Annotated in this window: 2 protein-coding genes; both read left to right on the top strand. The window is 69.0% G+C overall.

Features of this window, described 5'->3' with window-relative positions; all coding sequences use genetic code 11:
• A partial coding sequence (locus tag ACFVJS_RS27935) for a GNAT family N-acetyltransferase (protein ID WP_378886796.1) occupies positions 1-409 on the top strand: 409 nt, incomplete at its 5' end.
• Positions 410-504: 95 nt separating this feature from the next.
• Positions 505-1,377 carry a 3-methyl-2-oxobutanoate hydroxymethyltransferase gene (gene panB, locus ACFVJS_RS27930; protein WP_378886795.1) on the top strand — a complete coding sequence of 291 codons (873 nt, stop codon included), beginning with the start codon at positions 505-507 and terminating at the stop codon, positions 1,375-1,377.
• Positions 1,378-1,483 lie beyond the last annotated feature (106 nt).

The raw sequence follows: 1,483 nt of genomic DNA, 5'->3' as shown, positions 1-1,483 counted from the left end.
GGTGGGATGTCTGCGCGTGGATCCGCGCTGGGTCCCCGAGCTCTCGCTGGTCGCCGAGATGGACGGCGAGGTCGTCGGCCACGTCGTGGCGACCCGCGGGGAGCTTGCCGGGCGGCCCACGCTCGGCATCGGACCGGTGAGCGTCTCCCCCGACCGCCAGCGCGACGGTGTCGGGTCGGCGCTGATGCACGCGGTGCTCGGCGGCGCCGACGCGATGGGCGAGCCGGTCGTGGTGCTGCTCGGCTCGCCCGACTACTACGGTCGATTCGGCTTCGTGCGCGCTTCCTCGCTCGGGATCGAGGCGCCCGATCCGGCCTGGGGCGACTACTTCCAGGCCCGGCCGCTGGCTGCGTACGAACCGGGTCTTCGGGGCGCGTTCCGCTATGCCGCCCCGTTCGACCGGCTGTGATCACCACCACAGCGCCATCGGGTTCATCTGGACCTACGCTGGACACAGTCCGTGGACTCCATCAGGGAGCTGCGAGATGACACCAGAAAGGCTCGATGATGAGCACGAACCCCTCTGCCGAGGAGACCGCTCCTTACGGTTCCGGTGCGGCAGGCAACACACCTGCGAAGCCCGTACGCAAGGTGCGCACGCATCATCTTCGCGAGATGAAGCAGCGTGGCGACAAGATCACGATGCTCACCTCCTACGACATGTACACCGCGCAGATCTTCGACGAGGCCGGCGTCGACCTGCTGCTCGTCGGTGACTCCGCCTCCAACAACGTCCTCGGCAACGAGACGTCGCTTCCGGTGACCGTGGACGAGCTGCTGCCGCTGACCCGCGCGGTCTCGCGCAGCGCGAAGCGGGCGATGGTCGTCGGCGACCTGCCCTTCGGCTCCTACCAGGCCTCGCCCGAGCAGGGCTACCTGACCGCGGTGCGCTTCATGAAGGAGGGTGGCGCCCACTGCGTGAAGCTCGAGGGCGGCGCCGAGATGGCTCCGGTGATCAAGAAGCTGACCGAGGGCGGCGTCCCGGTCATCGCCCACATCGGCTTCACCCCGCAGTCCGAGCACGTCCTCGGCGGCTACCGCGTCCAGGGCCGCGGCGACACCTCCGAGCGGATCATCGAGGACGCCAAGGCCGTCCAGGAGGCCGGCGCGTTCGCGGTCGTCATGGAGATGGTCCCCGGCGAGGTCGCCGCGCAGATCACCAAGGAGCTCGACATCCCCACGATCGGCATCGGCGCCGGCCCCGACTGCGACGGCCAGGTGCTGGTCTGGCAGGACGCCTTCGGCATGCGCGGCGGCAAGATGGCCCGCTTCGTGAAGCAGTACGCCGACGTGAAGTCGGTCCTCGCAGGCGGCGCCGAGGCCTACATCGCCGACGTCAAGGGCTCCACCTTCCCCGGCCCCGAGCACACCTTCTGAGGATCGTCTCCGACGAAGTGGTCAATCTGGGCCGTCCGCCGGCTCAACCCCGGGCCCAGTTTTACCACATAGAGGGTACTGCTCCCACAGGGAGCCACGCCACACG

It is taken from the genome of Nocardioides sp. NPDC057772 (assembly GCF_042798075.1).
In the GTDB taxonomy this organism is placed as follows: Bacteria; Actinomycetota; Actinomycetes; order Propionibacteriales; family Nocardioidaceae; genus Nocardioides.
Note: the sequence above shows the minus strand (reverse complement) of the source record. Positions and strands in the feature narration are given on the sequence as shown.

What these genes read in the sequence shown, in the direction of transcription:
- panB (WP_378886795.1), top strand. Translation starts at nt 505, where the DNA reads ATGATGAGCACGAACCCCTCTGCCGAGGAGACCGCTCCTTACGGTTCC.